Source organism: Marisediminicola sp. UYEF4 (assembly GCF_040546025.1).
Taxonomy (GTDB): Bacteria; Actinomycetota; Actinomycetes; order Actinomycetales; family Microbacteriaceae; genus Marisediminicola.
The window spans coordinates 18,857-44,710 of sequence record NZ_JBEPNA010000009.1 but is presented as its reverse complement, the minus strand read 5'-3'; the positions used below and the strand labels follow the sequence as shown (position 1 = coordinate 44,710).

General features: G+C 66.3%; 21 protein-coding genes. 3 read left to right on the top strand and 18 right to left on the bottom strand.

Annotated features, from left to right (window positions below; all coding sequences use genetic code 11):
- Position 1: 1 nt before the first annotated feature.
- The 11 genes from ABIB15_RS09785 to ABIB15_RS09735 all read right to left on the bottom strand — a co-directional run bounded on the left by ABIB15_RS09785 (position 2) and on the right by ABIB15_RS09735 (position 14,473).
- Entirely contained in the window at positions 2-1,123 is a 1,122-nt protein-coding gene (locus ABIB15_RS09785) for a glycerate kinase (protein WP_354477601.1), read from the bottom strand.
- 125 nt (positions 1,124-1,248) lie between these two features.
- Entirely contained in the window at positions 1,249-2,472 is a 1,224-nt protein-coding gene (gene mmsB / locus ABIB15_RS09780; protein ID WP_354477598.1) for a multiple monosaccharide ABC transporter permease, read from the bottom strand.
- Positions 2,473-2,506: 34 nt separating this feature from the next.
- On the bottom strand, positions 2,507-4,036 hold the full coding sequence (gene mmsA / locus ABIB15_RS09775) for a multiple monosaccharide ABC transporter ATP-binding protein (protein WP_354477595.1): 1,530 nt from the start codon (positions 4,034-4,036) through the stop codon (positions 2,507-2,509).
- Positions 4,037-4,148: 112 nt separating this feature from the next.
- A complete protein-coding gene (gene chvE, locus ABIB15_RS09770) occupies positions 4,149-5,279 on the bottom strand; it encodes a multiple monosaccharide ABC transporter substrate-binding protein (RefSeq protein WP_354477592.1) in 1,131 nt (376 codons plus the stop codon).
- A gap of 351 nt (positions 5,280-5,630) precedes the next feature.
- Positions 5,631-6,659 carry a LacI family DNA-binding transcriptional regulator gene (locus ABIB15_RS09765; protein WP_354477589.1) on the bottom strand — a complete coding sequence of 343 codons (1,029 nt, stop codon included), beginning with the start codon at positions 6,657-6,659 and terminating at the stop codon, positions 5,631-5,633.
- Between the two features lie 10 nt (positions 6,660-6,669).
- Positions 6,670-8,190 (bottom strand): L-arabinose isomerase, encoded by a 1,521-nt coding sequence (gene araA / locus ABIB15_RS09760; RefSeq protein WP_354477586.1) that lies wholly within the window; start codon positions 8,188-8,190, stop codon positions 6,670-6,672.
- On the bottom strand, positions 8,187-8,930 hold the full coding sequence (locus ABIB15_RS09755) for an L-ribulose-5-phosphate 4-epimerase (protein ID WP_354477583.1): 744 nt from the start codon (positions 8,928-8,930) through the stop codon (positions 8,187-8,189). The genes araA and ABIB15_RS09755 overlap by 4 nt, the downstream gene beginning before the upstream one ends.
- Positions 8,927-10,687, bottom strand: coding sequence for a ribulokinase (gene araB, locus ABIB15_RS09750; protein WP_354477580.1), 1,761 nt, complete (start codon positions 10,685-10,687; stop codon positions 8,927-8,929). Before araB ends, ABIB15_RS09755 begins: the two co-directional genes overlap by 4 nt.
- A gap of 143 nt (positions 10,688-10,830) precedes the next feature.
- A complete protein-coding gene (locus ABIB15_RS09745; protein ID WP_354477577.1) occupies positions 10,831-11,868 on the bottom strand; it encodes a LacI family DNA-binding transcriptional regulator in 1,038 nt (345 codons plus the stop codon).
- A 101-nt stretch (positions 11,869-11,969) separates the two neighbouring features.
- Positions 11,970-13,112 carry a cystathionine gamma-synthase gene (locus ABIB15_RS09740; RefSeq protein WP_354477574.1) on the bottom strand — a complete coding sequence of 381 codons (1,143 nt, stop codon included), beginning with the start codon at positions 13,110-13,112 and terminating at the stop codon, positions 11,970-11,972.
- Between the two features lie 11 nt (positions 13,113-13,123).
- A complete protein-coding gene (locus tag ABIB15_RS09735) occupies positions 13,124-14,473 on the bottom strand; it encodes a cystathionine beta-synthase (protein ID WP_354477571.1) in 1,350 nt (449 codons plus the stop codon).
- 182 nt (positions 14,474-14,655) lie between these two features.
- Between ABIB15_RS09735 and ABIB15_RS09730 the strand changes: the two genes are divergently transcribed.
- Both ABIB15_RS09730 and ABIB15_RS09725 read left to right on the top strand, forming a co-directional pair.
- A complete protein-coding gene (locus tag ABIB15_RS09730; protein WP_354477569.1) occupies positions 14,656-15,348 on the top strand; it encodes a thioredoxin-like domain-containing protein in 693 nt (230 codons plus the stop codon).
- A 41-nt stretch (positions 15,349-15,389) separates the two neighbouring features.
- Positions 15,390-16,031: a DUF305 domain-containing protein gene (locus ABIB15_RS09725; protein ID WP_354477566.1), complete on the top strand. Its 642-nt coding sequence runs from the start codon at positions 15,390-15,392 to the stop codon at positions 16,029-16,031.
- Positions 16,032-16,754: 723 nt separating this feature from the next.
- Here the strand turns inward: ABIB15_RS09725 and ABIB15_RS09720 are convergent.
- From ABIB15_RS09720 to ABIB15_RS09705, 4 genes are all read right to left on the bottom strand, one after another.
- On the bottom strand, positions 16,755-18,602 hold the full coding sequence (locus ABIB15_RS09720) for an ABC transporter ATP-binding protein (protein ID WP_354477786.1): 1,848 nt from the start codon (positions 18,600-18,602) through the stop codon (positions 16,755-16,757).
- A gap of 111 nt (positions 18,603-18,713) precedes the next feature.
- A complete protein-coding gene (locus ABIB15_RS09715) occupies positions 18,714-19,658 on the bottom strand; it encodes a carbohydrate ABC transporter permease (RefSeq protein WP_354477564.1) in 945 nt (314 codons plus the stop codon).
- Positions 19,655-20,590 carry a carbohydrate ABC transporter permease gene (locus ABIB15_RS09710; protein ID WP_354477783.1) on the bottom strand — a complete coding sequence of 312 codons (936 nt, stop codon included), beginning with the start codon at positions 20,588-20,590 and terminating at the stop codon, positions 19,655-19,657. The genes ABIB15_RS09715 and ABIB15_RS09710 overlap by 4 nt, the downstream gene beginning before the upstream one ends.
- Before the next feature lie 197 nt (positions 20,591-20,787).
- Positions 20,788-22,140 (bottom strand): ABC transporter substrate-binding protein, encoded by a 1,353-nt coding sequence (locus ABIB15_RS09705; RefSeq protein ID WP_354477561.1) that lies wholly within the window; start codon positions 22,138-22,140, stop codon positions 20,788-20,790.
- Positions 22,141-22,463: 323 nt separating this feature from the next.
- On the opposite strand from ABIB15_RS09705, the gene ABIB15_RS09700 reads away from it, so the two are divergent.
- A complete protein-coding gene (locus ABIB15_RS09700; protein ID WP_354477559.1) occupies positions 22,464-23,483 on the top strand; it encodes a LacI family DNA-binding transcriptional regulator in 1,020 nt (339 codons plus the stop codon).
- 281 nt (positions 23,484-23,764) lie between these two features.
- Here ABIB15_RS09700 and rplL read toward each other — a convergent pair whose 3' ends face one another.
- From rplL to ABIB15_RS09685, 3 genes are all read right to left on the bottom strand, one after another.
- Positions 23,765-24,145 carry a 50S ribosomal protein L7/L12 gene (gene rplL, locus ABIB15_RS09695; RefSeq protein WP_354477556.1) on the bottom strand — a complete coding sequence of 127 codons (381 nt, stop codon included), beginning with the start codon at positions 24,143-24,145 and terminating at the stop codon, positions 23,765-23,767.
- Positions 24,146-24,208: 63 nt separating this feature from the next.
- Positions 24,209-24,724 (bottom strand): 50S ribosomal protein L10, encoded by a 516-nt coding sequence (rplJ, locus tag ABIB15_RS09690; protein WP_354477553.1) that lies wholly within the window; start codon positions 24,722-24,724, stop codon positions 24,209-24,211.
- Between the two features lie 253 nt (positions 24,725-24,977).
- Positions 24,978-25,823, bottom strand: coding sequence for an NAD-dependent epimerase/dehydratase family protein (locus tag ABIB15_RS09685; RefSeq protein ID WP_354477550.1), 846 nt, complete (start codon positions 25,821-25,823; stop codon positions 24,978-24,980).
- Between the last annotated feature and the right edge of the window lie 31 nt (positions 25,824-25,854).

Sequence of the window (25,854 nt, the reverse complement as noted above, 5' to 3'; positions counted from 1 at the left end):
GTCAGAGCGCGCCCGCGAGCCGTTCGCCGGCCACCTGCAGCCAGCGGAGCGGATCGGCGAGCGCCTCGTCCGCGCTTCCCGCGAGGTCGGATAGCGAGACGGATGCCGCGAAGCCGTGAGTGTCGGCATCGACACGCCCGGCCACGAGCATCGCGACTGCGCCCCCCTCGTCGGCGAGCGCCAGCACGCGCGAGGGCACCTTACCGTCGCTCGACTGGTCGTCGAACCTGCCCTCCCCGGTGATGACTACGTCGGCCGAGCGGATGCTGTCGGCGAGGCCGATCGCCTCGGCGACGGCCACGGCCCCCGGCGTCATCGAGGCGCCCCACGCGAGCAATGCGAATCCAGTGCCACCGGCGGCGCCAGCGCCGGGTGTCTCGGGGTCGGCGGAAACCACCGTGGAGAGCCGTCGCAGTCCCGCGTCGAGCTCGGCCACCTGGGCGGGCGTCGCCCCCTTCTGCGGCCCGAACACCGCAGCGGCGCCCTTTTCGCCGAACAGCGGGTTCGTGACGTCTCCCAGCACGACCGCCCCGCCCGGGGGAAGCGATGTAAGCGCGGACAGGTCAGCCCGCACTATGTCGCCGAGGCCGGCGCCGCCGGGCGCAACGGCGCCGCCGTTGTCGTCCAGGAACCGGGCACCGAGCGCGGCGAGCGCACCCGTGCCGCCGTCGGTCGAGGCGCTGCCGCCGATCGCGAGCAGCAGCCGGTGCGCGCCGCCCTCGAGGGCGCGCGCGATGAGCTGGCCGAACCCGTAGCTGTGCGCAGCCATGGGTGACAGCGAGTCGAGGTGCGTGATGCCGCTCGCGGCGGCGAGCTCGACGACGCCGGTGGGTCCTTCGCCGGGCGAGGTCGCGGGCAGCAGCAGCCACTCCGCATCCACCAGTCCGTTGTGGCCGCACCCGACCGGGCCGAGGACCCGCTCCGGCATCCGCAGCGCTCCGGGAACGGAGCCAGCGATCGTGTCGATCGTGCCCTCTCCCCCGTCGGCCATGGGAGCGAGCACGACCTCGTCGCCCGGCCTGGCGGCGTGCCACCCCGCCGCGAGTGCCGCGGCCGCGTCGACGGCGGTCGTGGTGCCTTTGAACGAATCGGGCGCGATGACGATTCTGAGCTTCGCGGTCATCGACACTCCGGTGCATGATCGGTGCGACGGTTCACTCGGACCATTGCGGTCCCTCCTGCGTGGCGCTGATACTGAACAACGAGCCCCGCTCCGAACGGAACGGGGCTTGTCGAGCCGTGCTGAGGCTAGCGGCCTCCGGAGCGACGCTTGTTGAACACGTCGAAGGCGACCGCGAGCAGGAGCACGAGGCCCTTGACTGCCGACTGCCACTCGATGCCGATGCCCATGATCGACATGCCATTGTTGAGCACGCCGATGATGAGGCCACCGATGATGGCACCTGCGATCGTGCCGATGCCGCCCTGCACCGCCGCCCCACCGATGAACGCCGCAGAGATGGCCTCAAGTTCGAAGCCCTCACCGGCCTTCGGGCCAGCGAGATTCAGGCGTGCCGTGAAGACGAGGCCGGCGAGCGCTGCAAGGAAGCCCATATTGACGAAGATCCAGAAGTCCACCTGGCGGGTCTTGACACCCGACAGCTCGGCCGCGTGGCGGTTGCCGCCGATCGCATAGATGTGACGACCGAACACGCTCTTGGTCGTCAGCACGCCGTAGATCATCACGAGCACCGCGAGGATGATGAGTGTGATGGGGATGCCCTTGAAGGTGGCGAGGGCGTAGGCGAACGCACCGATGCCGCCGACGATGAGGATCAGCTTCGCAACGAACCAGATGAGGGGCTCGACCTCCTGCGCGTACTGCAGGCGGCCGCGGCGGGTTCGGATCTGCTGCACCACCAGGGCGATGATCGCGATGATCGCGATGCCCATCGTCACCGGGTCGACCTGGTACGCCCCGAGCAGGTCGGTCAGGAATCCGTTGCCGAGCGCGCGGTACTCCGTGGGGAACGAACCGATGTTGGCATTCTGGAGCACGACGAGCGCGAGTCCACGGAAAATGAGCATGCCCGCGAGAGTGACGATGAACGCGGGTATGCCGACGTAGGCGATCCAGAATCCCTGCCACGCACCAACGACCGCGCCGACAAGCAGAGACAGGATGACCGCGAGCCACCACGGCAGCCCCATATTGACCGCGAACACCCCCGAGACAGCGCCGACGAACGCGGCGACCGATCCAACCGACAGGTCGATGTGGCCCGCGACGATCACGAGCACCATTCCTACCGCGAGGATGAGGATGTATCCGTTCTGCACGATCAGGTTCGAGATGTTCTGCGGACGCAGCAGGATCCCGTTGGTCGTGATCGAGAAGAGGATGATCACCGCGATGAGGGCGAGGAAGATGCCGTTCTTGCCGAGGTCGGCGAGAACGTGGGTCAGCGACGCTGTGAATCGGTTCTGGGGTGGCCCGATGGTCTCGGTGGAAACAGGCTTGGTGTCAGTCATGGGCGTGAGTGCTCCTTCGTGATCGCCCCGCCCATCAGCGGGGCGCCTCCATGGTCATGAGTTTGATGAGTGATTCTGGGTTTGCTTGTTCAATCGGCAGTTCGCCCGTGATGCGGCCTTCCGAGATCGCGTAGATGCGGTCACAGATTCCGAGCAACTCGGGCAGCTCGGACGAGATGACGATGATGGCCTTGCCGTCTGCCGCCAGGCGATTGATGATCGTGTAGATCTCATACTTAGCGCCGACGTCGATCCCTCTCGTCGGTTCGTCCAGAATCAGCACGTCAGGGTTAGAGAAGATCCACTTGCTCAGAACGACCTTCTGCTGGTTTCCACCGGAGAGCTTGCCGACCTTGGCAAGCACCGTCGGTGACTTGATGTTCATGGACTTGCGGTACTCGTTCGCAACCTTGAACTCTTCGTTGTCGTGGACGAGGCCCCACTTCGACAGCTTGTCGAGCGCGGCCATCGAGACGTTGCGCTTGATGTCATCGATGAGGTTGAGCCCGTAGACCTTGCGGTCTTCGGTCGCATACGCGATCCCCTGCCGGATCGCCTCGGAGACGTTCGGAAGCTTGATCTCCTTCCCGTTCTTGAAGACCTTGCCGGTGATCCTGCTGCCGTAGGAGCGGCCGAACAGGCTCATCGCGAACTCGGTTCGTCCGGCGCCCATGAGGCCGGCGATCCCGACGATCTCGCCCGCGCGGACGTTGAGGTTGACGTTGTCGACCATCACTCGCGTCGGGTCCTGCGGGTGATGCGCCGTCCAGTTCTCGACGCGGAGCACTTCCTCGCCGATATGCGGGGTGTGGTCGGGGTACCGGTGCTCGAGGTCGCGGCCCACCATGTCCTTGATGATCCGGTCCTCGGTCACGTCGTTCTTGGCGATCGTCTCAATGGTCTTGCCGTCACGGATGACCGTGACCGAGTCGGCGACCTTCTTGATCTCGTTGAGCTTGTGGCTGATGATGATCGAGGTGATGCCCTGACCCTTGAGATGCAGGATGAGGTCGAGCAGGTGGTCGCTGTCCTCGTCGTTGAGGGCGGCGGTCGGCTCGTCGAGGATCAGGAGCTTCACTCGCTTCGACAGGGCCTTTGCGATCTCGACCAGCTGCTGCTTGCCCACGCCGATGTTCTTGATCTTCGTCGTCGGGTTCTCCCGCAGGCCAACGCGGGCGAGCAGCTTCGCCGCCTCCGAGTTGGTCTTGTTCCAGTCGATGAGGCCGAGGGCGCCACGCTGCTCGTTGTTGAGGAAGATATTCTCCGCGATCGACAGGTGTGGGCTCAGCGCGAGCTCCTGGTGAATGATCACGATGCCCTTGGACTCGCTGTCGCGGATGTCGTGGAAGGTCATCGTCTCGTTCTCGAAAACGATGTCGCCCTCGTAGGTGCCGAGAGGGTAGACCCCGCTCAGAACCTTCATGAGGGTCGACTTGCCCGCGCCATTCTCGCCGCAGATCGCGTGGACCTCACCGCGGGCCACGTTGAGGGTGACGTCCGACAGCGCCTTGACGCCGGGGAATGTCTTCGTAATCGAACGCATCTCGAGAATGTTTGCATTCACCGGCGATCCAACTCCTTTGGTGGGGGTAGTACATTGTGGTCGCCGGTGGGGGTACCTGGGTACTCCCCACCGGCGTGTTGGTGCTCTGTGTTGCTATCGCAGTGCGATGTGACTAGCCGTTGATCTCTTCGTCGGTCCAGTAGCCGCTGTCGATCAGCACCTCGGGGATGTTGTCCGCGACGACGATGATCGGCTCGAGCAGGAACGACGGCACCTTCTTGACGCCGTTGTCGTAGTCCTCGGTGTTGTTGACCTCGGGCTCTTCACCTGCGAGAACCGCAACCGTCATCTCGACAGCCTTCGACGCGAGGTCGCGGGTGTCCTTGAAGATGGTGGCGTACTGCTCGCCGGAGACGATCGCCTTGACGGAGTCGAGTTCGGCGTCCTGGCCCGAGATGATCGGCCATTCGGCGCCGACCGTGTACCCGGATCCTTCGAGGGCGGAGATGATTCCGCGGCTGATGCCGTCGTACGGCGAGAGGACGGCGTTGACCTTGTCTCCACCCGAGTACTGCGACGTGAGGATGTCCTCCATGCGGCTCTGCGCGGTCTCGCCGTCCCAACGGAGCGTTGCAACCTGCTCGATGTCGGTCTGGTCGCTCTTGACAACGAGAACGCCGTCATCGATCAGCGGCTGGAGCACGTCCATGGCGCCGTTGAAGAAGAAGAACGCGTTGTTGTCGTCGAGCGAACCGGCGAACAGCTCGATGTTGAACGGTCCGGCCGGAGCGCCGTCGATCGCGGTTCCGTCGAGCTCGGTCAGGCCGAGTCCGTTGGTGATCGACCATGCCTGCTGCTGTCCGACGAGGAAGTTGTCGAACGTGGCGTAGTAGCTGACGGCCTCGGTGTCGCGCAGCAGTCGGTCATACGCGATGACCGCGATGTCCTGGCTGGCGGCGTCCTCGAGCACGTTGGTGAGCGTGGTTCCGTCGATCGAGGCGACGATCAGGGCGACAGCGCCCTTGGTGATCATGTTCTCAATCTGGCTGACCTGGGTCGGGATGTCGTCTTCCGCGTACTGAAGGTCGACCTCGAAGCCGGCCTCTTCGAGCTGGGCCTTGACGGCTTCGCCATCCTGGATCCAGCGCTCGGATGACTTCGTGGGCATTGCGACGCCGACGAGGCCGCCTTCGCCGCCGCCGCCGCCGGCTGCGCCGCCGCCGTCTTCGGCGGGTGCGCAGGCCGCGAGGCCGAGGGCGAGTGCTCCGGCGGCAATTGTCGCCAGAATCTTCCTGTTGTTCACTGTGTTTCCTTTCGTGGGTGCTTGGACTTCGGGAACTGCGTGGTGCTCAACGGGTCGACCTCGTCCATGCGGTCGGCTCGTCGTTTGCCTACCCGGCGAGAGGCCGGGCGTTGGGCGAGTCGGGGAGGGGCAGAGCGCCGGCGACCCCACGGCGCAGGGGACGGGCATCACGGGCGCGTCCCCCACCGGTCCACGAAACGACGACGCAATCGTCGGCGCGCGCGGGGTGTGGGATCGTGCTCAATGCTTGACCTCTTCGTCATGCGATCGGTGGATGCCGGTGCAGGATTCTTACCCAATGTGAACGGTCACATTGTGGACTACATGCTAATCCGTTTCCCGGGGGCCGTGTCAAGCATTCACTTCACGGTTCGGTAACGGGATCGCGCGCGCGGTCGACGCGCGCACGATCAGTTCGGGGGTCGCCTGGACGGGGTCCAGCGGCGGGCGACCATCGAGCACCTGCAGCAGCGTCTGCATCATCCGGGCGCCGAGGTCCGCGAAGTCCTGGCGCACCGTCGTGAGCGGGGGCGAATAGTGCACACTCTCGGGGATGTCATCGAAGCCGACGACGCTCACATCCCCGGGAACACGGAGCCCGGCATCCGAAAGCGCGTGCAACAGCCCGATCGACATCTGGTCGTTGGCCGAGAAGATGGCCGTCGCTCGGCCCGCTCCGACCGCGCCGGTGCTGGCGAGCTCGGTGCCGATCGCATAACCGCTGTCGGCAAGCCAGGTGCCCGCGAGCGGCGGGACCACCGCCAGGCCGGAGGCCTCCAGCTCGGTGCGCCAGCCCCGCTCGCGCTCTGCCGCATCCACCGACCAGTCGGGCCCCTTGACATGAAGGATCTCCGTGTGCCCGAGGCCGATCAGGTGCCGCACGGCGAGGCGCGCGCCGGCGAACTGGTCGATCGACACGCTGAGGAATCCCTCCCGGCCGCTGCTCTCAGCCGTGACGAGTGGAACATCGATGTCGAGCCCCGCGATGGCGTCGAAGGCCGCGACATCCGCGACGATGAGCACGAGCGCCTCGACGCGCTGCCCGAGAAGCACCTCGATGGCGCTCACCATCGACGCCCGGTCAACGCTCGTCATGCTCGCGATGGTCACCTGGTACCCCGCCGCCCGGGCCGCCTCGTTGAAGGCCAGCATCGTGTTCGAGGGCCCATACAGCGGCGCTCCCGTCGCGATGAGGCCGATCGCGTTCGACTTCCGCGTCACGAGGGCGCGGGCGGCCGAGCTCGGGCGGTAGTTGAGCTCCCGGATCGCGGCATCCACGCGCGCCCTGGTCGCCGGGCGCACGGCGGCATCGTTGAGCACCCGGGACACCGTCTGGTGCGAGACCCCCGCGAGCTTCGCGACGTCGGTGATGTTGGCCACGGCAGCGCGGTCAGAGCCCGCGGGCGAGCCGGTAGTAGGCCTGGTTCCAACGCAGCTCCCGGGTGAAATCGCGCAGGTTCGTGCTCTTGTCGATCACGACGAGCTCGTTGCGCGCGATCTCGGCGAAGTCCTCGAACACCTCGATTCCGATGGCGGTCGACATCACCGTGTGGTGCGCGGCTCCCGCCACAAGCCACGCGGCGGCGCTTGTCGCGAAGTCGGGCTCGGGCTTCCACACCGCCCGGGCGACGGGCAGTTTGGGAAGCGGATGCGGCAGCGGCACGACCTCGACGACGTTCGCGACGAGCCGGAAGCGGTCGCGCATGTCGGAGAGGGCGACGACGACCGCGGGCCCGGCATCCGTATCGAAGACGAGCCTCACCGGATCCTCACGGCCACCGATGCCGAGCGGATGCACCTCGAGGCGTGGCCTCGAGGTCGTCAGCGACGGGCACACCTCGAGCATGTGCGCGCCGAGGATGAGCTCGTTGCCCGGCGTCATGTCGTAGGTGTAGTCCTCCATGAGCGAGGCCCCGCCGGGAAGCCCTGCCCCCATGACCTTGGCCGCGCGGACCAGCACGGCGGTCTTCCAATCACCCTCGGCGCCGAAGCCGTAGCCGTCCGCCATGAGCCGCTGCACAGCGAGGCCGGGCAGCTGGCGGAGTCCGCCGAGGTCTTCGAAGCTCGTGGTGAAGGCGCTGAACCCCCCAGCCTCGAGGAACGAGCGCAAGCCGAGCTCGATGCGCGCGCCGTAGCGCAGTGAGTCGTGGCGCTCTCCGCCGGACCGTAGCTCTGGCACGACCTCGTACAGCTCCTCGTACTCGGCGACGAGCGCGTCGACGTCGGCCTCGGTCGCTGCGTCGACCGCCTCGACGAGATCGTTCACTCCCCAGGTGTTGACCTGCACGCCGAACTGCAGCTCTGCCTCTGTCTTGTCGCCCTCGGTCACGGCGACGAAGCGCATGTTGTCGCCGAACCGGGCGAGCTTCAACTCATGGGTCGCGGCCCACCCGGCCGCGGCGCGTGTCCACGTGCCGATTCTCGCGGCAACCGCGGGGTTGGAGACGTGGCCGACGACCGTCTTGCGGGCGACCCCGAGACGGGTCTGGATGTAGCCGAACTCGCGGTCGCCGTGGGCGGCCTGGTTGAGGTTCATGAAGTCCATATCGATCTCGGACCACGGAAGCTCCACGTTCGCCTGCGTGTGCAGGTGCAGCAGGGGCTTGCGCAGCAGGTCGAGTCCGGTGATCCACATCTTCGCGGGGCTGAAGGTGTGCATCCAGGCGATGACGCCGATGACGCGGTCGTTCGCGTTGGCGTCGAGGGCGAGGCGCCGGATGGAATCGGAGTCCTTGAGCACCGGCATCCACTTCACGGTCACGGGGATGTCGCGGGCGTCGCCGAGCGCGGTCGCGATCCGCTGGGACTGCTCCGCCACCTGGCGCAGCGTCTCGTCGCCGTAGAGGTTCTGGCTGCCGGTGACGAACCAGACCTCGTTTGTGGCGAGGTCGGGAATGATCGAGCCGTTCATGCGTCTTCTCCAGTGTTGTCCAGTGCGGTGTCGTTCATCGTGGTGTCGTCGAGCGCACCGGCGGGCGCCTGCCCGTAGACGTTCTGGTAGCGGTCGAACAGGGCGTCGATCTTGTCCTGCGGGATGGGGATCGGCTCGCCGAGCTGGCGGGAGATGTGCACCGTCCGCGCGACATCCTCGGCCATGACGGCGGCCTTGACGGCGTCGCGGGGGTCCTTGCCGATCGTGAAGACTCCGTGGTTCTGCATCAGCACAGCGCGCGAGCGGTGCCCGGACAGCGTCTCGACGATTCCCTCGCCGATCGACTCGTCGCCGATGATCGCGAACGGGCCGATCGGGATCTCGCCGCCGAACTCGTCGGCCTGGCCGGTGATGACGCACGGCACGGGTTCGCCCCGGGCCGCCCACGCGGTGGCGTAGGTCGAATGGGTGTGCACGACGCCGCCCACCTGCGGCATGTTGCGGTAGACGTAGGCGTGCGCCGCGGTGTCGCTCGAGGGGCTGCGCTCGCTGCCCTCCGACCCGGGGATGACGTGGCCGTCGAGGTCGCAGAGGATCATGTTCGAGGCGTCGAGGTCGTCGTACTCGACGCCGCTCGGCTTGATCACGAACAGGTTCGCGCCGGGCACGCGGCCGGAGATGTTGCCGCCGGTCCAGATCACGAGCCCGTAGCGGGTGAGCTGGTCGTGCAGCGCTGCGACGTCGGCGCGGACGCGGCGGATGTCGTCATCGACGCTCATGACCCGACCTCGCTCTCCGCGGGGTCGCTGGGCTCCGATTGGTCCGCGGCGAGGGCGCCGGCGAACTCGCCCGCTCCCCCGAGCGCATCCCGCCGCATGGCCTTGAGGCGGTGCATGACGTCGTTGCCGCCGCGGCCGAAGTAGTCGTGCAACAGGGTGTACTCGGCGAACAGCAGGTCGTAGGCATCCGCGGCATCCGGGTTCGGCGTGAAGGCCGACTTGTTGAGGCGGCCCATCGCGTCGCCGGCGGCGCGCACGTCTGGATAGGCTCCCGCGGCGACGGCTGCGTGGATCGCGGAGCCGAGCGCGGGGCCCTGGTCGCTCACGATCGTCGACACCGGCATTCGCAGCACGTCGCTGTAGACCTGCATCAGGAAGGGGTTCTTGATCAGGCCGCCCGCGGCGATGAACTCGGTCACGGGGGTGCCGCTCGCGGCGAAGGTCTCGACGATCGTTCGGGTGCCGAACGCGGTCGCCTCGAACAGCGCCCGGTAGACCTCCTCGGCCCGGGTCGCGAGCGTCGCGCCGATGAGGGTTCCGCTGAGCTCGTGGTCGACGAGCACCGAGCGGTTGCCGCTGTGCCAGTCGAGGGCGATGAGACCGTGCCCGCCGACGGGCTGGTCCTGGATGAGGGAGGTGAGGTACTCGTGCACGCTGAGCCCCCGCGCCGCGGCCTCCTCGTGGTAGCGTCCCGGCACCTGGTTGTTCACGTACCAGGCGAAGATGTCGCCGACGCCGGACTGCCCTGCCTCGTAGCCGTAGAGCCCCGCGACGATGCCGCCGTCGACGACGCCGCACATTCCGGGCACCTCGGTGATCCCCGTCGCGTTCATGACGTGGCAGGTGGACGTGCCCATGATCGCGAGCATCTGGCCGGGCTCGACGGCCTGGGCGGCAGGCGCGGTGACATGCGCGTCGACGTTGCCGACTGCGACAGCGATGCCGGCGCGGAGCCCGGTCCACGCGGCGGCCTGCTCGGACAGCACGCCGGCCCTCTCGCCGAGCTGGCCGATCTCCTGGGCGATCTTGTCGGCGGCGAACCCGGCGAACTCGGGGTTCAGCGCGGCAAGGAATTCCCGGCTGGGGTATGCGCCATCCTGCAGGATGCCCTTGTAGCCGGCCGTGCAGGCGTTGCGCACGTAGCTGCCGGTGAGCTGCCAGACGATCCAGTCCGCGGCCTCGACGAAGTGGTCCATGCGGGCGTAGAGCTCGGGGTCCTCCTCGAGCAGCTGGAGGCCCTTGGCGAATTCCCACTCGCTCGAGATGAGCCCGCCGTAGCGCGGCAGCCAGGTCTCCCCGCGGGTGCGGGCGAGTTCGTTGATGCGGTCGGCCTGGGCTTGTGCCGCGTGGTGCTTCCACAGCTTCACGTAGGCGTGCGGGCGTGACTCGAGGCCGGGAACCTCGTTGAGCGGTGTTCCGTCGGCCAGCACGGGGAGGGGGGTGCTCGCGGTGAAGTCCGTTCCGATGCCGATGACCTGCGCCGGGTCGATTCCGGATGCCGCGATCGCGCGCGGCACGGCGGTCTTGAGCACGTCCACGTAGTCGGCGGGCACCTGGAGCGCCCACTCCGGCGGCAGCTTCTCGCCGGTCGCGGCGAGCACCGTGTCCATGACCGCATGGGGGTATTCGTGGGTCGCGGTGCCGAACTCGGCGCCGTCGCAGACGCGCACGACGAGGGCGCGGCCGGACAGGGTGCCGTAGTCGACGCCGATGACGAATCGGTCCTCCGGCGTGATCGGTGCGGCGGAAGCGGGCACGAGAGACTCCTTCGTCAGGGCGGGGGAACGAGGCGGTTCACAAAATGTGATCGCTCACATTGCATGGTAGCCGCCCGCCCGGCCCGCCTGTCAAGCCCGCGACGGCGCAGTCGCTCGGCAAAGCTGGCTCGGTGGGACCGCCGTCAGCGGCGCGCACGCGCCGTGGACTCGCGCACGATCAGCTCCGGAAGGATCTGCGCGTGGTCGAGGTCTTCCTCGCCCTCGATCTCGCCGACGAGCAGCGCGATCGAGCGCCTGCCGAGCTCGGCGAAGTCCTGCCGAACCGTCGTGAGCGGCGGGAAGAAGTGGCGGGCCTCGGGGATGTCGTCGAAGCCGACCACGCTGATATCGCCGGGCACATCGAGCCCCGCGTTGCGGAACGCATGCAGCAGCCCCAGCGCCATCTGGTCGTTCCCCGCGAACACCGCCGTGAAGTCGCGAAAGTCCAACAGTTCGGTGCCGACGTGGTACCCGAAGTCGGCTGTCCAGTCGCCGAGGACGGGCCGATGCGTCCTCAGGTCGGCCGCGTTGATCGCATCGAGGAATCCGCGCATCCGAGCCTCCGCCTCGATCCAGTCGCGCGGGCCGGCGACGTGCACGATGTCCTCGTGGCCGAGCTCGATGAGGTGGTTCGTGGCCATCCGTGCGCCGGCGATCTGGTCGACCGAGAGGCTGCGCGGCGCATCCTGTCCGGTCGAATCGAGCGTCACCAGCGGGATGGTCAGCGCGAGCTGCCGGAAGGCGTCGAACACCCGCACCTGCGGGGCGATGACGACGAGCCCCTCGATCGCCTGAGCCATGAGGTGCTCGAGCCCCTCGGTGATCGAGCCCTGATCGCTCGTCGACAGGCTCGTCGTGGTGATGAGGTAGCCCGCCTCGCGTGCCGCGTCCTCGATGGCGTGCAGGCTGGTCGTCGGGCCGTAGTGGGCCGTCTGCGAGGTCAGCACGCCGATAGTCCGCGACTTGCTCGTCACGAGGGCGCGCGCAGCCTGATTCGGCCGGTAGCCGATCTGCTCGATGACCTCGAGCACGCGCTGCTTGGTGCTGGGTTTGATCGACTCGGCGTTGTTGAGCACCCGGGACACCGTCTGGTACGAGACTCCCGCGAGTCGTGCGACATCCCGGATGTTGGGAGCGCGAACCTTCGGTGGTTCCATGGTGACTGTCGTACCCGGCTTCATTGGCAATGTGTACGTTCACATTTCGCGAACGACACCATTATGTCGCACGCGCGGCGGCCCGCCACTCCTGATTGTCGATCAACATATGCCGCGCGCGTCACCTACCGGTCGAGCGCCTGCAGCAGGTCGCCAACCAGGTCGTCGACGCCCTCGATGCCGACCGACAGTCGCACGATGTTGTCCGGTACCTCGAGCTCGGTGCCGAGCACCGAGGCGTGGGTCATCTCGGACGGGTAGCCGATGAGCGACTCGACCCCGCCGAGCGACTCGGCAAGCAGGAACACGTCGGTCGACTCGACGAGCTTTCGGGCGGCGGGAGCCCCGCCCCGAAGCGCGAGCGAGAGCATGCCGCCGAAGCCGCGCATCTGCCGCGCCGCGATCTCGTGTCCGGGGTGCCCTGCCAGGCCGGGGTAGTAGACCCGCTCGATCGACGGATGCCCGACGAGCCGTTCCGCGATCGCCTGCGCGTTGCTCGAATGCCGCTCGACGCGCACGGCGAGGGTCTTGATCCCCCGCACCGTGAGCCAGGCATCCATCGGTCCGGCGACGGCACCGACGGCGAACTGGTGGAAGCCGACCTTCTCGGCGATCTCCTCGTTGCTCGTGACGACCGCGCCGCCGAGCACATCGGAGTGCCCACCGAGGTACTTGGTGGTGGAGTGCACGACGACGTCGGCGCCGAGGGCCAGCGGGTTCTGCAGGTAGGGGGAGGCGAAGGTGTTGTCGACGACGACGATCGCGCCAGCCGCGTGGCCGATCTCGGCGAGCGCCGCGATGTCGCTGATCTTCATGAGCGGATTGCTGGGTGTCTCGACCCAGAGCACGGCGGTTCCGGGAGTGACTGCGGCGCGCACGGCGTCGAGGTCGGTGAGCTCTGTGGTCGCCAGTTCGATCCCCCACGGCACGAAAACCCGGTTGACCAGGCGGTGTGTGCCGCCGTAGACGTCGTTGCCCATCACGACGCGGGCGCCGGGCTCGAGGATCGCGCGCAGCAGCGTGTCCTCGCCGGCGAGGCCGGACGCGAAGCTGAATCCGTGCGTCGCCCCCTCGAGGTCGGCGACGAGGGTCTCAAGGGAGGTGCGGGTCGGGTTGCCGCCGCGGGCGTACTCGTAGCCTCCTCGGAAACCGCCGATGCCGTCCTGCACGAAGGTCGAGGTCTGGTAGATCGGCGGGATGACCGCGCCGGTCGCTGCGTCGGGGGTCTGCCCGACGTGGATGGCTCGGGTGGAGAAGTCGTGACTCATGGGGTCCTTCGTCAGTTGGAGAGGTGGGCGAGCAGGTCGGTGCGGGTGAGCAGCGCGAGCGGTTTGCCGCCGTCGGTCACGAGGAGCGTGTCGGCGGCGCCGAACGCCTCGAGTGCCGATTCGATCGACTGGCCGGCCCCGACGAGGTCGAGCGGCGCACCGACGAGCTCGCCGATCGCATCCGCCATTCCCGCCTCGCCCGCGAGCACGAGCTCGAGAAGCCGGTCTTCGTGCACCGCGCCGAGCACCTCGCCGAGCACGACGGGGAGGTCGGCGGAGAGCACGGGGAGCTGCGACGCGCCCGTCTCGCGCAGGAGCCGGATGACGTCGCGCACGGTGTGTTCGGGCCGCACGTGCGCGAGTTCGCGGCCCGCGACCACGTCGGCGACCGTCGTTCCCTCGTCGGGCGCAGCAAAGCCGTGTGATCGCATCCACTGGTCGTTGAAGATCTTGCCGAGGTAGCCGCGCCCACCGTCGGGCAGCAACACGACGACGACGTCTCCGGGGCCGAGATCGCGGGCGGCCTCGAGCGCGGCCGCGATCGCGAGCCCGCTCGATCCGCCGACAAGCAGGCCCTCCTCGAGCGCAAGCCGGCGGGTCAGGGCGAAGGAGACGGCGTCGGATGCCGCAATGACGCGGTCGACAACGCTCGGGTCGTAGGCCTCGGGCCAGAAGTCCTCGCCGACGCCCTCGACGAGGTACGGGCGCCCGGTGCCGCCGGAGTAGACCGAGCCCTCCGGGTCGGCTCCGATGATCTGCACCGCTCCGCCCGAGACCTCCTTGAGGTACTTGCCCACTCCGCTGATCGTGCCGCCGGTGCCGACGCCCGCGACGAAGTGCGTGACCGTGCCCTCGGTGTCGCGCCAGATCTCCGGACCGGTCGTCTCGTAGTGGCTGAGCGGCCCGTTCGGGTTGGCGTACTGGTTGGGCTTGAACGCGCCGGGAATTTCGCGGGCGAGGCGGTCGGACACGCCGTAATACGACTCGGGGCTGTCGGGCGCGACGGAGGTCGGTGTCACGACGACCTCGGCGCCATAGGCGGTGAGCACGTTTCGCTTGTCGATTCCGACCTTGTCGGGCACCACGAAGACGCACCGGTAGCCGCGCTGTTGGGCGACGAGCGCGAGCCCGACGCCGGTGTTTCCGGATGTCGGCTCGACGATCGTTCCGCCGGGCTTCAACAGCCCGTCGCGTTCTGCCGCGTCGATGATGCGCGTCGCGATGCGGTCCTTTGACGATCCCCCGGGATTCACGTACTCGAGCTTCACCAGAATCGTCGCCGAGATGCCCTCGGTCACGTGATTGAGCTTCACGAGCGGCGTGTTGCCGACGAGGTCGATCACGGAATTTGCGTACTTCACTGGGCCAGCCCTTGGATTCGCCGGAAAGGAGGAAAAAGCGGGCTCGTGGCCCGTCGCTCGAGCTTACCAAGGCGCCCCGGGGTGTTACGGGGGAGCGGACATCCGGCTCCCTCACACGCAGCGCCTGCCCGAGTAGTGCATTCTTGTAGTGCACCGACCGCACACACGACAGGACCACGGCCTTGCCCCCTCGCGATTCGACCCCTTCGCCCATTCCGCCCGGCGCCCGCAAGGAGCTGACGATCAAGCAACAGCGTGACGCCCGCCGAGCCGAGAAGGTGGCGGCGCTGAAGAAGAAACAGGCCACCGAGAAGCGCAACCGGATCATCGGCATCGCGATCGCGAGCGTCGCCACCGCCAGCGTGCTGGCGCTCGTCGTGAACGCCGTGGTCACGAGCGGCACCCCGCCGCGGGATCCTGAGGACATCGAGATCAGCGGCCTGCAGAGCTATGAGGATGTCGTCGCCGGGCATGTGGAGGGACCCGTCGACTACGCCCAAAGTCCGCCAGCCGGGGGCGAGCACGCGGGCGCTTGGTTGAACTGCGGCGTCTACACGGAGCAGGTTCCCAGCGAGAACGCCGTCCACTCCCTGGAGCACGGTGCGGTCTGGGTGACCTACGACCCGGACGAGGTGAGTGGCGACGAGCTCGCGGCACTTCAGGACTCGGTGCCGACGACGTTCTCCGTCCTCTCCCCCATGGCCGACCTCCAGGCACCCGTGGTCATCTCGGGATGGGCTAACCAGGTCGAGCTTGACGGCGTCGACGACCCGCGCCTGCAGGACTTCGTCGACAAGTTCTGGCAGGGGGGCGAGGCACCGGAAGCGGGAGCTTCGTGCTCCGGCGCCATTGACGGTCCGGGTAAAATTTCTTGACCGAGCCCATCAACCAGAAGTCCACGTGGCCGCTTCGCCACGTGATCGTGGCGATCGTGGCGAGCGGAGTGCTGCTGCTCGGCGGATTTGCAATTGGGCGCCTGGTGATGCCAGCCGACCAGACGACGCCATCGACGACAAGCGCTGAGGCGGGCTTCGCCCGCGATATGCAGACGCACCACCAGCAAGCTGTCGAGATGGCGATTATCGTCCGCGATACGACTGACAACCAGGACATCAAAACCCTCGCGTACGACATTGCCACGTCTCAAGGGCAGCAGGCCGGGCAGATGTTCGCCTGGCTGAGAATGTGGGGGCTGCCGCAGGCCGCCTCAGACCCGGCGATGACCTGGATGGCGCAACCCACGCTTGACAGCGAATCCGGCGACTCGGATTCCACGACGATGCCGGGCATGACCATGCCGGGCACGACCATGCCCGCGGCGGCGATGCCTGGTCTCGCCACACCCCAACAGATCGCGGCCCTCCAGACGGCGACCGGAGCGGATGCGGACAAGATGTTTCTCGAGCTCATGATCGCACATCACACCGGCGGGGTGGAGATGGCTCAGGCCCTGCTCGAGCGCTCGACGAATGACATCGTAACCGCACTCGCGGGAAACATCGTCCGAACACAAAACAGCGAGATGGACTACATGAACCAGCTCCTCGCGGCCTACTAGCCCCGCTCACTTTCATTCTTCAGCGTCCCAAGGGCGTTGCCGCGCTGCGGGTGGTGAGAATGCTGTTGGCTCGCGTTTTCGGGTCTGGCGCCTGGCACACAACTCCGGTGAAATCTCACCGGGCACCTGAGTAGTCCTGCATTCCCGGGGGCGGATGCCGCCGCATCCACATTCACCGGAGTTGCGCACACGCAGAACGACTAGTCGGCGAGTTTCAGCACCGCAGGCCGGCCGGGCGCCGACCGCGCTTTCGGTCGTCAACCTCACCGGCACACGAGCGCGGAGTTCATCAATGACCAGTGGTTGATCCTGCGGTTGCGCCTGGTTGCACCTAACTCCGGTGAAATCTCACCTGGCTCTGACGCAGCCCGACGTTGTCCGAAGAGTGGATGCCGACGCATCCACATTCGCCGGAGTTGCGCACACGCGATGCGAATCCTGCAGACCTCAGGAGACGCGGGAGCCTGGCGTGCTTCCAATCACGTGTCTGGAGTTCCTGCCGACGACGGCCCACAGAATTCAGGAGTTTCGGGTCCAGACGGCCCGCAGAATTCAGGAGTTTCGGACCCAGGTCAATCTCGATCGCCGTTAAACCGGCGATTCTCGACCGCGGACTCCTGAATGTCAGCCCAAACTCCTGAATGCTGCAAGGGAGCGGCACCACAGGCTCCTGAATCATGAAAGTGGATGCCGGATGCCGGATGCCGGATGCCGGGGCTGCGGTCAGGAGCCGGCCCGTACCTGCTCCCGGTACAGGCCCGCGTAGACGCCGCCGAGCGCCATGAGCTCGTTGTGCGTGCCGCGCTCGACAATGAGCCCCGAATCCACCACGAAGATCACGTCGGCGCCCACGATCGTCGACAGCCGGTGGGCGATCGCGATCGTCGTCCGCCCCCGCGCGGCAGTGTCGAGCGCAGACTGCACGACCCGCTCCGAGATCGAATCGAGCGCGCTCGTCGCCTCGTCGAGGATGAGCACGGCCGGGTCCTTGAGCAGAACGCGGGCGATCGCGATGCGCTGTTTCTCGCCGCCGGACAGGCGGTAGCCGCGCTCGCCCACCACGGTGTCGTAGCCCTCGGGAAACGACGCGATGGTCTCGTGGATGTTCGCCGCCCTGGCGGCCGCCTCGATCTCGTCCTTGCTCGCGTCCGGTTTGGCGTAGCGCAGGTTCTCGCCGATGGTCGCGTGGAAGAGGTACGTCTCCTGGCTGACGATGCCGATGTTCGCGACGAGCGAGTCCTGCTGCAGTTCGCGCACATCGTCGCCCGCGAACAGGATGCGACCGGAGCTCACGGCGTGAAAGCGCGGAATGAGGTATGACACCGTCGTCTTTCCCGCCCCCGACGGCCCGACGAACGCGGCGTACTGACCCGGCTCGATCGCAAACGAGATCCCCTTCAGAGTCGGCGGGGTCTCCGGCGCCGAGTCCGGGTACGCGAAGACGACATCGTCGAATTCGATGCGTCCGAGCCCGGAGTCGGTGACCGATCGCGCTCCCTGCCGATCGGTGATGGCGGGCTTCAGGTCGAGGTATTCGAAGATGCGAGCGAAGAGCGCCTGCGAGGTCTGCAGGTCGAGGGCCACGCGCATCAGTCCCAGGAGGGGCCACATGAGCCGGGCCTGCACCGTCGTGAAGGCCACGATCGTTCCCGCGGTGATGGGCACATCACCGAGGATGAGGAACGCCGAGACGAGATACACGATCGCCGGAATGATCGCGAGGAAGATCTGCACCGTCGCGAAGAACCACTGCCCGCTCATCTGCAGGCGCACCTGGAGGCCCACCTGGGTGTCGTTCTCGGCGCTGTACCGCCCGGTCTCCGCCTTCTGCTGGTTGAAGCTCTTGGCGAGCAGGATGCCGGACACCGACAGCGTCTCCTGGGTGATCGCGGTCATGTCGCTGAGCGACTCCTGCGTCTTCGTCGCGATGCGGGCGCGCACCTGGCCGACGCGGCGCTGCGCGATCACGAGGATCGGCATGAGGATCACCGCCACCAGCGTGAGCTGCCATGAGAGCAGGAGCATGGAGACGAAGGCCGCAACAACGGTCACGGTGTTGCCCAACACGCTCGACACTGTGTTCGTGAGCACCCCGGCGACGCCGCCGACATCGTTTTGCAGCCGGGATTGGATCGCCCCGGTCTTGGTTTTGGTGAAGAACGCGAGCTCCATGCGCTGGAGGTGCTCGAACAGGCGGATGCGCAGCGCCCCCATGACCTTGTTGCCCACCGTCGCGGTGAGCCAGGTCTGCCAGACCCCGAGTCCGGCGCTGACGATGAAGATCACGACCATGAGGCCCACGACCTCGGCCAGCAGCGGCACATCCGGTCCCTGCCCCGGTGGGAAGAGCCCCTGGTCGAAGGCCACCTTCGTGAGCAGCGGAGGAAGCACGGTGAGCCCGGCGCCGACCACCACGAGCACGACGGTGAGGATGAGGGCGCTCTTGTGCGGCGCGAACAGGTCTCCAATGCGGCGGAGCAGGTCGGGAACGCTCGGGGCCGTCTCGTTCTCCTTGCGCTGGGCAGACGCGTCGCCGCCGCCCATCATGCGGCCGCCTCGGCCGGGGTGCATTCCGCTCACTGGATCACTTTACGTCTCGTCGGATGGGCGTTAACTTAGGCCGCGGCCGCGGCACCCGGTGAGGTGACGCGGCCGCGGCCGTCGGTTGGTCGAGCGCTCGGACTACCCCTTCGTCGAGCCAGCCAGCAGCCCGCGCACAAAGTAGCGCTGCAGGCTGAAGAACACGATGAGTGGGATGATCAGCGAGATGAAGGCCGCAGCGGGCAACCGCTCCGCGTTTCGACCGAAGTTGCCGACGAGCTCCGCGAGTCTCTGAGTGAGTGGCGCGACGTCGACGGTGCCTCCGGAGAACACGAGGGCGATCAGGAGGTCGTTCCAGACCCAGAGGAACTGGAAGATCCCGATGCTCGCGAGGGCGGGCATCGACAGCGGCAGGATGATCCGGAAGAAGATCTGCGTGTGGTTTGCACCGTCGACCCGCGCGGCCTCGATGACCTCGCCGGGGATCTCCGCGATGAAGTTGTGCAGCAGGAAGATCGTCAGCGGAAGGCCGAAGATCGTGTGCGCGATCCACACCGCCGGGAACGTCCCGCTGATCCCGAGAACCTGGGAGAAGATCTGGAGCAGCGGGATGAGGGCCATCTGCAGCGGCACGATCTGCAGCGCGAAGATGAGCACGAAAATCGCTCCGCTGCCCTTGAACTTGATCCAGGCGAACCCGTACGCGGCCATCGTTGCGAGGGCAATCGGGAACAGGGTCGCGGGGATCGAGATGACGAGCGAGTTGATGAAGTAGGAGCTCAGGTTCGCGCTCGATGCCCCACTCGCGAACAGAACGTCGGCGTAGTTCTCGAGGCTGAAGCTCGGATTCGTGAACACGGTCCACCAGCCCGTGGTCCGGATCTGCTCGGCAGGGCGAAACGACGAGACGAACAGCCCGAAGGTCGGGATGGTCCAGAGCGTCGCGATGATGATTGCGGCGATCGTGGCGCCGCGCGACGTCAGCCGCTGCTTGACCCGGTCGGCCTTCGGCACTTTCTGCGGCCGCAGCGTGTTCTTCTGGCCGAGGGGGCGATCCAGCTTGTCTTCGGCTTCTTGGATGCTCATCGGATCTCCCTCTGCTTGCGCATCGACCGGACGTTGTAGATGACGATGGGCATCACCATAATGAACAGCACCACCGCGAGGGCGGAGCCCTGGCCGAACTCACCGCGGTTGAATGCCTGGGTGTACATCTCATTGGCGATGACGCTGGTGTCGAACTGACCACCCGTCATGGTGCGCACGATGTCGAAGACCTTCAGGGTAGCGATCGTGATGGTCGTGACGACGACGATGAGCGTGCCCCGGATCGCCGGGATGGTGACGTTGCGGAACTGCTGCCAGGCGTTGGCGCCGTCGAGCTTCGCCGCCTCGATGATCTCGACAGGCACGCCCTTGATGGCCGCGGAGAGCAGCACCATGGCGAAACCGGTCTGGATCCAGACCATGACGACGATCAGGAAGAGCGTGTTCCACGGGCTGTTGATGAGGAACTGCGCCGGCTCACCGCCAAACCACACGATGAGCTGGTTGAGGATTCCGATCTGCTCGAAGCCCTCGGCCCGATACTCGTACACGAAGCGCCAGATGATGCCGGCTCCGACGAACGAAATCGCCATCGGCATGAACACGAGGGACTTGAGGATCTTCTCCCCTGACGACTTGTCGATGAACACCGCGTAGGCGAGTCCGACCATGGTCGACAGGAGTGGGACGAGCGCCACCCAGATGAGCGTGTTGATCAGGGTTGTGATGATCGTCGGCTGGGTGAACATCCAGACGAAGTTCTCGAGGCCGACGAAATCGCCCCCGCGGTTGGTGAAGGCGAGCAGGGTGGTGCGGATGGCCGGGTAGATGAGGCCGACGGCCAGAAGGGCCAGGGCCGGTAAGACGAAGGCCAGCACCTGCACGACGTCGCGGCCGCGCTTCGGTGCGCGGTCGGCGAGGAAGAGGATGAGACCGACGACGGCCGCGAAGGCGGCCAGACCGACGATCATGAGACCGAATTTCTCAGTTATGTCGCCGAGGATTCCACCCCGGCTGAGGGGCAAGAGGCCCACGTTCGCGAGCACCTCGCTATGCACTATCGACGTTGACATGCAGGGACCTCCGTTGGTTTGTGATCACGTTATCGAAACCTGGCCCACCGAGAAAGATCTCGATGGGCCAGGATCGCTCTACTTCATGGGCGCAATTACGGGTAGGTGCTGTCGATGAACGTCAGGACCTCTTCGGTGCTCCGAGTTCCGGAGACCCAGTCGACCATGCCGGTCCAGAACGAGCTCGTTCCGACGGCGGCCGGCATGAGGTCGGATCCGTCGAACGCGAACGTGGTGTCTTCGCCCTGCAGGATCTCAATCGACGCCTTGCCGAGTTCCGATCCGGCAAGCTCCGGGTCGAGTCCCTTGTTGGCGCTGATCACTCCGCCGAGTTCGACGCGGTTGTTCGCCCAGGTGTCGGAGGAGAGGTACGTCTGAACGGCCTGAACAGCCTCGGAGTCGCTGAATGCGGCGACGAACTCGCCACCACCGGTGACCGAGTCACCCGCGCCCTCGTCGATCTTCGGGGTGATGAACGCCCAGATGTCGCCATCCGGGGCAACGGTCGTGCCCTCAGGCCACTGTGCTTCGTAGAACGAGGCCTGGTGGTGCATCGAGCAGTTACCGTCGAGGATCGGCAGCGCGGCGTCGTTGAAGGTGGTCGACACGATGGAGTTGACCCCACCGAATCCGCCGTTCACGTAGTCCTCGTTGAGCAGGATCTCGCCGACACGGTCGAACGCGCTCGTGATCTCGGGGTCGGAGAACTTGACCTCGCCCGCGACCCACTCGTTGTAGACCTCGGGGCCGGATTCGCGAAGAACCACGTCTTCGATCCAGTCGGTTCCCGGCCATCCGGTGGCGTCGCCCGAGCCGAAGCCGACACACCAGGGGCGGTAGGTCGCGGTGCTCTCCTCGGCCATGGTCGCCGTGAGGTCCATCATCTCGTCCCACGTCTCCGGAACTTCATAGCCCTTGGCTTCGAAGTCCGACGGCGAGTACCAGATCCAGCCCTTGACGCTCGCCATCAGTGGAGCGGCGTAGAACGTGTCATCGACGGTTCCGTAGCCCTTCCAGTCCTCGGACCAGAACTCGTCGACGTTGGCCTCGACGGACTCGGGTGCGGGCAGCACGTAGCCATCGTTGATGAGTCGCTGGAGCAGACCAGGCTGCGGGATGATCATCAGGTCGGGAGCGTCGCCGGCAGCGGCACGCACGTTGATCTGAGTCTCAGCCTCCTGTGTGCCCACATAGTCGATGGTGATGCCGGTGCAGGACTCGAAGTCCTCCCAGCTCTGCACCATCTGGTCGGCTTCGACGTCGACGATGGTCGCGTAGACCTCGACCGACTCACCCTCGAATGTTCCGTAGTCCTCGTAGGGCCCGCAGTCGGCGTCGGAGGCGGCCGGGCCGCCGCCGTCTGTTCCGGTGCAGCCGGCGAGCACGAGGCCCAGTACTCCGGCGGCGGCGATTGGCAAGAGCAAGCGGCGGTGCAAGGTTGAGCTCATGTAATTCCTCCTCGTTGAGGTCGGCCGCGTCTCAGAAGGAGAGGACGCGGGGTTGGTGCCTGCGTGTGGAACGGATGTGACGTCTCGGCGCTGCGGCAAAGGGTAGGGAACCGGTTCCAGAATCGACGCTATGGCACCCCACGCCGCGGCGCAACAACAGTTCCACAACGGAATCTAACGATTGGGGCACGGCTGGAAGGTGGCTGAGAGAGTTTTGAAAGCAGACTCAACCGGGGTTGAACGCGAAAATCTGGAACCGATTCCACACCGGGCGAATCCCGGTTATGATGCGAGCCAGGCCTAACCCAACGGAGGGAGTGGAGGTGAGCGCGCTTGCAGATGTCGCCCGCATGGCGGGAGTGTCGAAGTCCACCGCATCCAGGGCCCTGAGCGGCGCCGGCTATGTCGCCCTCCCCACCAGGGAGCGGGTGGAGCGGGCGGCCGCGGCGATCGGCTACGTCGTCTCCTCGAACGCGGCGAGCCTCGTGACGGGCCAGACCCGCAATGTGGGCGTGGTGATCCCTTTCATCAACCGGTGGTTCTTCGCGGAGGTGCTCGAGGGAATCGAGTCGACGCTCATCCATGCGGGCTACGACCTCACCCTGTACCGCCTCAGCAGCGATCCGGAGCAGCGCCGTCGCGTGTTCGACTACTTCCTGGTGCGCAAGCGCGTGGATGCGGTGATCGCCATCGGGATCGAGCTCGCCCCGTCGGAGATCGGTCTGCTGCGCTCGCTCGGCAAGCCGATTGTCGGCCTCGGCGGCCCCATCGACGGGATGTCCACGCTCAGCATCGACGACGTCGAAGCGGCCCGGTTGGCGACCGAGCACCTCATCAGTCTGGGTCACCGACGCATCATGCACCTTGGTGGCGATCAGTTCGAGCAGATGGACTTCCGAGTGCACGCCCAGCGGCTGACCGGATTCCGACTCGCGCTCGACGAGGCGGGAATCGAGCGGGGCGATGACTTCCGCGCGGTTCCATTCTCGATCGCAGGGGGCTACGAGGTGGCCCGACAGCTGCTCTCCGACCCGCGCCTGCGCCCCACGGCGATCATGGCCGGATGCGACGAGATCGCGATCGGGGTCATCGTTGCCGCCCGCGAGCTCGGCCTCGACGTGCCAAGGCAACTCTCGGTGATCGGCATCGACGACCACGACCTCGCAGAAATGTTCGGTCTGACCACGTTGCGCCAAGAGCCGTGCCGGCAGGGAGCCCGCGCGGTCGAGTTGGTGATGCGCGAACTCTCGACGTCCGGTGAGCCGGCCGCCATCGAGCGCGTCGTCGTGCCCCTCGTCTTCGTGGCCCGGCGCAGCACCACGGCGCCACCTCACGCAGGCTAGAACGCCTCAGGCGGGTGGGCGGGTGCCTCCGGGATCGAAGCACCCGCCGCGTCCCGATGTGGCGCGAGAGAGCCGAGTGGCTAGGCAGAGGGTAAGGCTGTCTAGACACGCACGGGGACACAATCGGGCAGTGCCGACCGGTATTCACCCGCCGAATCTCTGTTGGGTGTCCTCATTATGGTGGACAAACGTCGCGCCGTCCACCGACTCGCCGAGACGCAAATAAGCCCCCGGCCAGAGGCCGAGGGCTTATTCGAGGTGCACCGCGTGTGCGGCAGTTATTACTTGAGGACGACGGTGGCGCCAGCTGCTTCGAGCTGAGCCTTCGCCTTCTCGGCGGTCTCCTTGTTCGCACCTTCGAGGACGACGCCGGGGGCGCCATCGACGACGGCCTTCGCCTCGCCGAGTCCAAGGCTGGTGAGCGCGCGAACCTCCTTGATGACCTGGATCTTCTTGTCACCGACGGACTCGAGGACGACGTCGAAGGAGTCCTTCTCTTCGACCTCTTCCACGGGCGCGGCGCCGCCGACGGCAGCAGCGGCGACGGGAGCCGCAGCGGTGACCTCGAAGACCTCTTCGAACTTCTTGACGAAGTCGCTCAGCTCGATGAGCGTGAGCTCCTTGAATGCTTCGATGAGCTCGTCATTTGAAAGCTTTGCCATGATTATTCTCCTAATTGGTTCTGTGATCGTTGTGGCCGCGTGGCCGAACCCGCGGGGGGGTTATTAGCTCGCGGACTCCTGCTTTTCACGCAGCGCGTCGACCGTGCGAACGGCCTTCGACAGCGGTGCGTTGAACAGGTAGGCCGCACCGAACAGCGACTGCTTGAAGGCGCCGGCCAGCTTGCCCAGCAACACCTCCCGGCTTTCGAGGTCGGCGAGCTTCATGACCTCTGCCGGGGTAAGAGCGTTACCGTCGAAGTAACCGTTCTTGACGACCAGCAGCGGGTTTGCCTTGGCAAAGTCACGCAGAGCCTTCGCGACGGCGACAGTGTCGCCGTGCACGAATGCGATCGCGGACGGCCCGGCGAGCTCATCGTCGAATGACGAGATACCCGCGTTGTTGGCCGCGATCTTGGTCAGCGTGTTCTTCACCACGGCGTATGTTGCGTGCTCACTGATCGACGTCCGCAGCGTTTTCAGCTGGGCGACGGTGAGTCCGCGATACTCGGTGAGCAGGACAGCGTTCGAGCTACGGAACTTCTCCGTGAGCTCGGCGACTGAAGCTTCCTTGTTCGCCATGGCACTCCTTTGATTGATTGTTTGCGCCGCGACCGGGGCAGTGAATCAACAGGCTCGGCTCATGAAAAAAGCTCCGGCGCAAGCGCACGGAGCTGAAACCCTGGGGGAGACTTCTACACACACCTGCGCTGGCATTCGCTGAACGAATCTTCGATCGGGCACCCGGTGATGGGAACGCCGACAACCTGCGGTCTTTGGCTTCGCTAAGACTAGGGGATGCGGGTCCGATCGGCAAACCGGGCTCGCCCCCACGTCAGACGTGGTTGCGCCAGGAGTGATTCGGCTCGTAGCCCAGTACCCGGCGGGCCTTCTCGATCGAGAGCATCGTCTCGTTCTCGACGAGCTCCTTTGTAACCGGCACGCCGGGGAAGACCTCGGCCGCGAGTTCGGCGCTCGACCGGGTCATGACCGTGTCGGCGTTGGCGATGATGTAGGCAGCGAAACCCGGAATGTTCTTCTCGAGCGCCTTGAGCACGGCCTGCGCTCCGTCGCGGGCGTCGATGTACCCCCACAGGTTCCACTTGCGGGCGAGCGCGTCCGCGTCGTAGGAACCGAACGCGGCGTAGTCCTCGACGTGCATCACGTTGGAGAACCGCAGCGCGGTGATACTCAACTCGGGATCCCAGCGCACGAGCTTCTGGGCGAGCTCCTCCTCGAGGTGCTTGGTGACCGCGTAGGTGCTCTCGGGTCGCGACTCGTACTCCTCGTCGACCGGGATGTACGGCGGCGGCGCGTCGAAGGGGATGCCCAGCAGCGTCTCGCTCGAGGCGTAGACGATCGTCGTCACGCCCGCTCGACGGGCCGCCTGGAAGACGTTGTAGGTCGCGAGCATGTTGTTGTGGAAGGTCGCGGAATCGGGCAGGATGCCGCCGGCCGGCGCCGCCGCGAGGTGCACGACCGCGTCCAGGCCCGAGTGCCTGCTGTCGATGCCGAAGAAGGCGTCGACGGTCTGTCCGTAGTCGGTGAAGTCGACGCGCGTGAACGTCTCGCTACGCGGGCCGGCGAGGTCGAGCTCGCACACGGCGTGTCCCGCGGCACGCAGCTCCGAGACGACAACGCTCCCCAGTTTTCCGGCCGATCCGGTGACGGCGATCCTCATTCGGGCTCCTTTGGTGGCTGACTGCAAGGTT